6 protein-coding genes are annotated in these 7,089 nt (G+C 71.9%); all 6 read right to left on the bottom strand.

From position 1 onward, the window contains the following. Nucleotides 1-199: 199 nt before the first annotated feature. From rlmN to frr, 6 genes are read right to left on the bottom strand one after another with little or no spacing between them, the layout of a single operon-like run. A complete protein-coding gene (gene rlmN / locus AB3M81_RS17235) occupies nucleotides 200-1,345 on the bottom strand; it encodes a dual-specificity RNA methyltransferase RlmN (protein ID WP_412905163.1) in 1,146 nt (381 codons plus the stop codon). A 45-nt stretch (nucleotides 1,346-1,390) separates the two neighbouring features. Beyond that, nucleotides 1,391-2,383: a zinc-binding metallopeptidase family protein gene (locus AB3M81_RS17230; protein ID WP_412905162.1), complete on the bottom strand. Its 993-nt coding sequence runs from the start codon at nucleotides 2,381-2,383 to the stop codon at nucleotides 1,391-1,393. Nucleotides 2,384-2,400: 17 nt separating this feature from the next. Next, the gene (locus tag AB3M81_RS17225) at nucleotides 2,401-3,279 is read right to left on the bottom strand and encodes a transglutaminase family protein (RefSeq protein ID WP_412905161.1); all 879 of its coding nucleotides are present in this window, start codon (nucleotides 3,277-3,279) and stop codon (nucleotides 2,401-2,403) included. Then, nucleotides 3,276-5,738 (bottom strand): circularly permuted type 2 ATP-grasp protein, encoded by a 2,463-nt coding sequence (locus AB3M81_RS17220; RefSeq protein WP_412905160.1) that lies wholly within the window; start codon nucleotides 5,736-5,738, stop codon nucleotides 3,276-3,278. Before AB3M81_RS17220 ends, AB3M81_RS17225 begins: the two co-directional genes overlap by 4 nt. Before the next feature lie 4 nt (nucleotides 5,739-5,742). Further along, on the bottom strand, nucleotides 5,743-6,570 hold the full coding sequence (locus tag AB3M81_RS17215; protein ID WP_412905159.1) for a phosphatidate cytidylyltransferase: 828 nt from the start codon (nucleotides 6,568-6,570) through the stop codon (nucleotides 5,743-5,745). Then, nucleotides 6,560-7,081 (bottom strand): ribosome recycling factor, encoded by a 522-nt coding sequence (frr, locus tag AB3M81_RS17210; RefSeq protein ID WP_412905165.1) that lies wholly within the window; start codon nucleotides 7,079-7,081, stop codon nucleotides 6,560-6,562. Before frr ends, AB3M81_RS17215 begins: the two co-directional genes overlap by 11 nt. Nucleotides 7,082-7,089 lie beyond the last annotated feature (8 nt).

Genomic DNA, 7,089 nt, shown 5'->3' with positions numbered 1-7,089 from the left:
ACACTGGACGACGCCACACAGCCCTCGAAGGACTACCCCCGATCAGCCGACTGTCATGAACGTCTCAGCCGAGTACATCTAGGCCTTCGGTGCGTGATCGCGCCGCCCTCAGCGACTCTTGGAACGCGTTGCACCGCTCCCTCGTGGGAGACGGTGGAACGTGTTCCAGAAGTCGCGGGGAGGGCGCGTCAACGACGCGTCACTCGGCGGCGGCGAGCTGGCCGCAGGCGCCGTCGATGTCCGAGCCGCGGGTGTCGCGGACCGTGGTGGGGATGCCCTTGGCCTCGAGCCGGCGGACGAACTCGCGCTCGTCCTCGCGGCGCGAGGCGGTCCACTTGGAGCCGGGCGTGGGGTTGAGCGGGATCAGGTTCACGTGGACCCAGCCCCAGTCGCCGTACGAGTTCAGCACGTCGCCGAGCAGGTCGGCGCGCCAGGCCTGGTCGTTGATGTCGCGCATCATCGCGTACTCGATCGAGACGCGGCGCTTGGTGACCCTGGCGTAGTTCCAGGCCGCCTCGACCGTCTCGGCGACGCTGGAGCGGGTGTTGATCGGGACCAGCTCGTTGCGCAGCTCGTCGTCGGGCGCGTGCAGGCTGAGCGCGAGGGTGACCGGGATGCCCTCCTCGGCCAGCTGGCGCATGCGCGGCACGAGGCCGACGGTCGAGACGGTGATGTTGCGGGCGCTCATGCCCAGGCCGTCGGGGGCGGGAGCGACCATGCGGCGGACGGCGCCGATCACCGCCTTGTAGTTGGCCATCGGCTCGCCCATGCCCATGAAGACGACGTTCGAGAGCCGGCCGGGTCCGCCCGGCACGGCGCCGCTGGCCATCTGGTGCGCGGCGTCGACGACCTGGTCGATGATCTCGGCCGTGCTCATGTTGCGCTGCAGGCCGCCCTGGCCGGTGGCGCAGAAGGGGCACGCCATGCCGCAGCCGGCTTGGCTGGACACGCAGATCGTGGCGCGGTCGGGGTAGCGCATCAGGACGGACTCGACGAGGGCGTTGTCGAACAGCCGCCACAGCGTCTTGCGGGTGGCCCCCTTGTCGGCCTCGAGCACGCGCACCTGGTTCAGCAGCGGCGGCAGCAGGGCGCCGACGATCGCGTCGCGCTCCTTCGCCGGGAGGTCGGTCATGCGCTCGGGATCGCGCTCGAGCCGCGCGAAGTAGTGGTGCGCGACCTGCTTGACCCGGAACGGCTTGAGGCCCAGCTCCTCGGCGGCGGCCTTGCGCTCGTCGGCGGAGAGGTCGGCCAGGTGCCGCGGCGGCTTGCCCCGGCCCCGGGCAGGAGCCATGACGAGCGGCAGCGGTCGGGGGTTCACGTCCGCGACGTCCACCTCATGAGCCATTGCTCCAGTGTCCCAGATCGGCCCTGACGTCGACGAATCCGCGCGTCAGAGCAGCTTGTACCGCGGGGACAGCGCCGCGACGAACTCGAGCTTGTCGAGCACGGGCCCGGCGATGACGAACGGGTACAGCGGCTCGCGGCCCATCGACCGGTTGATCTGGTTGAGCGCCACCGACAGCGGGATCCACACGCCCGTCACGAGGTCGCGGAACGAGCGGAACGCCTGCGCGTCGACCGTGGTGAGGCCGAACGACTGGGCCGTGTCGATCGTGTCGTTGATGTGCAGGAAGTGCGCGAAGTTCTCGGCGAAGTCCTCCCACGGGTGCATCGTGGCGTAGGCGCTGATGTGGCTCTGGCGCCAGTTCGGCGGCGGGCCCTGCTTGTAGTGCCGGTCGATCGCCTCGCCGTAGTCCTCGCGCTCGTCGCCGAACAGCTCGCGGGCCCGCTCGAGCAGCTCGCCCTGGACGAGGACCATCTCGTAGTAGTGGCCGATCTCGTGGCGGAAGTGCCCCAGCATCGTGCGGTACGGCTCGTCGAGGTTCCGGCGCACCTGCTCGCGGTGGACGCTGTCGCCCTCGGCGAGGTCGATCGTGATGAGCCCGTTGGCATGGCCCGTGGTCACCGACTCCTGCGAGCTGGACAGCAGGTCGAACGCCAAGCCCTTCTCGGGGTCCTCGGCGCGCGTGACGATCGGCAGCCCGAGGGCGTCCAGCTCGACGATCAGCCGGCGCTTGGCCGACTCGGCGCCCTTGAACGCGCGCAGTCCCGCCTCGTCCGCATCGTTCGGGCGCGTGCGTGTCAGCGAGCAGTTGAAGCACAGCGTGCCGCGCTCGCGCGCGAGCCACGTGCAGCCGGCGATCTCGCCGTTGGCGCACAGCCACCACTCCTGGCCCTCGGCGTCGACGTAGCGGCCGTTCTCGTCGACCGGGACGATCGCGCGCTCGTCACGCGAGAAGCCGAGGGAGATCCCGCACGACACGCACGTGGAGTTCTCGAAGTACAGGGGGCTGCCGCAGTTGCGGCACGCGAAGGCTTGCACCCCACCAGCCTGTCAGGTCAGTCCGACATCGGCATGACGTCGACCTGCACCTCGAGTGTGGAGTTCGTCGCGTCGGTGTAGATGATCCCCTTGACCGGCGGCACGTCCTTGTAGTCGCGTCCCCACGCCACGGTGACGTAGCGGTCGTTCGCCCACTGGTCGTTCGTCGGGTCCAGCGCGAGCCAGGACCCGTCGGGCAGCCACACCGAGGCCCATGCGTGCGTCGCGTCGGCGCCGACCACTCGCTCGCGTCCCGGCGGTGGCGTCGTGGCGAGGTAGCCGCTCACGTACCGCACCGCGAGGCCGTGCGACCTCAGGCACGAGAGCGTCAGGTGCGCGAAGTCCTGGCACACGCCCGCCCGCTGGGCGAAGACGTCGTCGATCCGCGTCGTGACGGTCGTGGCGCCCTTGCGGTACTCGAAGTCCGCGTGGATCCGCTGCATCAGCTCGGTGACGGCCTCCCCCACGGGGCGCCCCGGGACGAGCGACGTCGCGGCGTACGCGTGCGCCTCCGGCGTCTGGTCGACGAGCTTGGACGGCAGTGCGAAGTCCACCGCGCGCCAGGCGTCGACGCCGCCGGGGCTGGCCTGCGGACGGGCGAGCTCCCACGACTGGGCCAGGGCGTCCGGATCGTAGGAGGGCTCGCGCACGTCGACCTCGCTGGTGGCCTCGACGACGAGCTCGCGGTGCGGGTCGGTGACCTGGAAGTAGGTGCGCACGTTCCCGTAGTGGTCGGCACGCCGGCTGGCGTCGGACGGCTCGGGCACGACCCGCACGTCGGCGGACGCGACGTCCTGCGACGGCAGCTCGCGCGGCACGACGTACGCGATGCCGTAGCTGTTGGAGACGTCGTCGTCGTACGTGTAGCGCGTACGGTGCCAGACCCGGTACTTCACACGCCCTCCCCCGCGGCGAGCCCGAGCAGCCGCTGCGACGGCCCGGTGGCGAAGTGGACCTCGGAGACGGCGTCGGACAGCCGCATGAGCTGCTGGGCCGTGGCCTGCGCGAAGCGGGCGAAGTTGGGCCGGCGCTCGCCGTCGATCGCCATGAGGGCCGTGACCTCCAGGCGCTCGAGCTCGGCGAGCAGGTCCTCGACGAGGCGCTCGGGACGCGTGGACCCGCTGGAGCCCGGCAGGTGCGGCAGCGCGTCCGCGATGCGGCGCAGGTTGAACTCAAGCGATCGCGGGTTCGCCCCGTCGAGCAGCAGCAGGTCCAGCACGGACGCGCCGCGCACGACGCCGCGGTGACGGCGGCGGTGCGTGACGGCGCTCTCGGCGGCCTGCAGCACGGCGGACTGGACGTCGCGGTCCACGTCGATGCCGCGCCGTACCGACAGCGACGGCCCGACCAGCTGGCACAGCTGCAGCGAGCGCTCGAGCGCGCGACCGATGTCCATGAGGTACCAGGCCTCGTCGCGCACCATGTTGCCCGTGATGCCGTGCAGGGCGAGCACGTCCGTGAGCATCCGGCCCGCGCTCTCGCCGATCTGCCAGCCGTGGCGGCTCGCCGTCAGCGCGCTGCCGGCACGGTCGACGGCGCCGAACGCGCGGTACACGTCGGGCGAGAGCTGGTCGCGCAGGCTCTGCGCGATCTCCTTGAGTCGCGTCAGCGTCTGGGCGACCGAGCCCGGGCGCCGGTCGTCGAGGAGCAGCGAGCGCAGGTCGCCCTCGTGGTCGCGCGGGTCGCCGTGCCACGGGCTGAGCGAGCGCAGCGTGCCCGAGAGCACCGCGAGCGCGCGCCCGCCGCTGGAGCGCGGGCGGCCCTGGAAGTCCTCGGCGAGCTCGTGCGTCACGATCGCGAGCCGCAGCAGGTCCTCGACGCGCTCGGCGTACCGGCCGAACCAGAACAGGTCGTCGAGCACGCGCGGCACGGGCGCGACCATGGCGCGCACCGCCGGGACGGGAGGCGGCTCGGCGAGGTTCTGGTCCGGGTCGTCGGGCGACTCCTTGAGCACCCAGACGTCCTTACTCGTGCCCGGATCGTGCGGCGACGCGCCCAGCGGCAGCGCCGTGGCCAGTCCGCCCACCATCGGCCGGTAGCTCGAGCCGCGGCGCAGCGTGAACGCGCGCAGCGTGACGGCGTGGCGCCGCAGCGTCCCGTGCTCGAGGGTGGGCGCGACCGAGACCGCGCCCAGCTCCTGGCCGACGAAGCGGTGGGGCTCGGCCGCGATCGCCGCCTCCAGCTCGGATCGGGACCAGCCGTCGACCTCGAAGGGCGGGTCGATGCGGCGGACCGTCAGCTCGTCGAGCCGGTCGAGGACCTGCTCGCGGCCCTCGGGCGTGCCCGCCCACACCGTGGGCACCCCACCGAGTCGCAGCGGCTCGTCGAGCAGCAGCTCGCACATCGCCGACATGAACGGCAGCATCGCCGGGTTCTCGAGCACGCCCGAGCCGAGCCCGTTGACGATCGTGACGGTGCCGCGGCGCGCCGCCTCGGCCAAGCCCGGGACGCCGAGGCGCGACTCGCCCCGCAGCTCCAGCGGATCGCTCCACTGCGCGTCGACGCGCCGCAGGATCACGTCGACCCGCTCGAGCCGGCCCAGCACGCGCATCCACACGGCGCCCTCGCGCGTGACGAGGTCGCTGCCCTCCACGAGCGGGAAGCCGAGCGTCGCGGCGATGAACGCCTGGTCGTACGCCGTCTCGGACGCCGAGCCCGGCGACAGGACGACCACGCGGGGGTTCTCGGCGTCGTGCGGCGCGGACTCCACGAGCGAGGACCGCAGGGCCTGGAAGAACGGCGACAGGCGGTGCAGGCCGGCCTCGCGGTACGCGACGGGCAGCACGCGCGAGATGGCGCGGCGGTTCTCCATCGCGAAGCCGATGCCCGAGGGCGCCTGCGCTCGGTCGGCGACGACCTGCCACTCCCCCGACGGCGTCCTCGCCAGGTCGGTCCCCGTGATCACGAGGGGCTGGTGCTCGTCGGCCTGCGCCGCGCGCACGAACTCACCGTGGCCGAACACGATGCTGGGCGGCAGCGTGCCGCTGGACAGCAGGGTCCGGGGGCCGTGCAGGTCGCGCAGGATCGCGTTCAACAGCTCGGCGCGCTGGGCGAGGCCCTTCTCCAGCACGGCCCACTCGTCGGCGGCGATGACGAGCGGCACGGGGTCGAGCCGCCACGGCCGCTGCTCGTCGCCCGGCGGGGTGTAGACGACGCCCTCGTCGGACATCAGCCGTGCGATCTCGCGACCCGCGCGGTCGAGCTGCGGCAGCGTGACGTCGACCGCGTCGGCCGCGATCCTCTTCCACGCCGGGCGCAGCGCGCCGTCGGGCGTCGCGACCTCGTCGAACGGGGTGACGGACTGGCCGAGGACCGCCTGGGTGACGGATGCCGCGTAGTCGCGCAGGACGGTCATGGCATCACACGAGCAGGTACATCACCAGGTACGCCACGGGCGCGACCGCGATGAGCGAGTCGAGCCGGTCCATCAGGCCGCCGTGGCCCGGGAGCAGGTCGCCCATGTCCTTGATGCCGATGTCGCGCTTGATGAGCGACTCGCACAGGTCGCCCAGGGTGGCCAGGCACACGCCCGCGACGCCCAGCACGAGGCCGGCCCACCACGGGCCCTCGAGGGCGAGCACGACGATCGCGATGCCCGCGGCGACGCTGGCGACCATCGAGCCGGCGAAGCCCTCCCAGGACTTCTTGGGCGAGATCGTGGGCGCCATCGGGTGCTTGCCGAACAGGACGCCCGCGGCGTAGCCGCCGATGTCCGAGGCGATCGTGACGAGGATGAACGCCACGACGCGCCACGTGCCGTCCTCGGCCGCGAGCATGCGCATGACGAACGTGCCCATGAGGAACAGGTACGACAGCAGGAAGACGCCCGCGGTCGCGTCGCGGACGAAGCCCGCGCTGCCGCTGCGCAGCCGCCACGCCATCGTGGCGATGACGGTGATCGCCATGATCGCCGCGGCCGTGTCCATGTCGTCGTAGAAGCCCACGACGAGCATGGCGACGCCGCCGACCAGGACGGGCGGAAGCGGGACGGAGATGCCGGCGGTCCGCAGCGCCCTGGCGATCTCGAGGGCGGCGACGACGAGGGCGAGCGCCGCGACGGCGACGAAGAGGTCCTTGATCCAGAACAGCGAGACCAGGACCAGGACGACGAGGCTGACACCGACCGTGATGGCGGCGCGCAGGTCACGGCCCGCGCGACCGACCTTCTTCGGCGCGTCAGACGTCAAGGAGCTCCGCCTCTTTGCTCTTCAGCGCCTCGTCGATCTCGTCGACATGCTTCTTGGTGAGCGCGTCGAGGCGCTTCTCGGCGCCGGTGTTGTCGTCCTTGCTGATCTCGGAGTCCTTCTCGGCCTTGTCGAGCGCCTGCTTGGCGCTGCGCCGGACGCCGCGCACGGCGATGCGGCCGTCCTCGGCCTTGGACTTGGCGAGCTTGATGTACTCCTTGCGGCGCTCCTCGGTCAGCTCGGGCAGCGTCACGCGCAGCACCTTGCCGTCGTCGGACGGGTTGACGCCGAGGTCGGAGTCGCGGATGGCCTTCTCGATGGCCGACTTCGCGCCGAGGTCGTAGGGAGCGATGATGACGGTCCGGGCCTCGGGGACCTGGAAGCCGGCCAGCTGCTGCAGCGGCGTGGGCGTGCCGTAGTAGTCGGCGGTGATCTGGGCGAACATCGCCGGGTGGGCGCGGCCCGTGCGGATGGCGGCGAACTCTTCGCGCGTGTGCTCGACCGCCTTCTTCATGCGGGTCT

Source organism: Aeromicrobium jepli (genome assembly GCF_047246605.1).
Lineage (GTDB): Bacteria > Actinomycetota > Actinomycetes > Propionibacteriales > Nocardioidaceae > Aeromicrobium.
This window is presented reverse-complemented; position numbering and strand designations above follow the sequence as displayed.

Excerpts from the sequence above, each read along its gene's own strand:
- rlmN (WP_412905163.1), bottom strand. The coding sequence starts at position 1,345 with ATGGCTCATGAGGTGGACGTCGCGGACGTGAACCCCCGACCGCTGCCG.
- AB3M81_RS17220 (WP_412905160.1), bottom strand. The coding sequence starts at position 5,738 with ATGACCGTCCTGCGCGACTACGCGGCATCCGTCACCCAGGCGGTCCTC.
- frr (WP_412905165.1), bottom strand. The coding sequence starts at position 7,081 with ATGAAGAAGGCGGTCGAGCACACGCGCGAAGAGTTCGCCGCCATCCGC.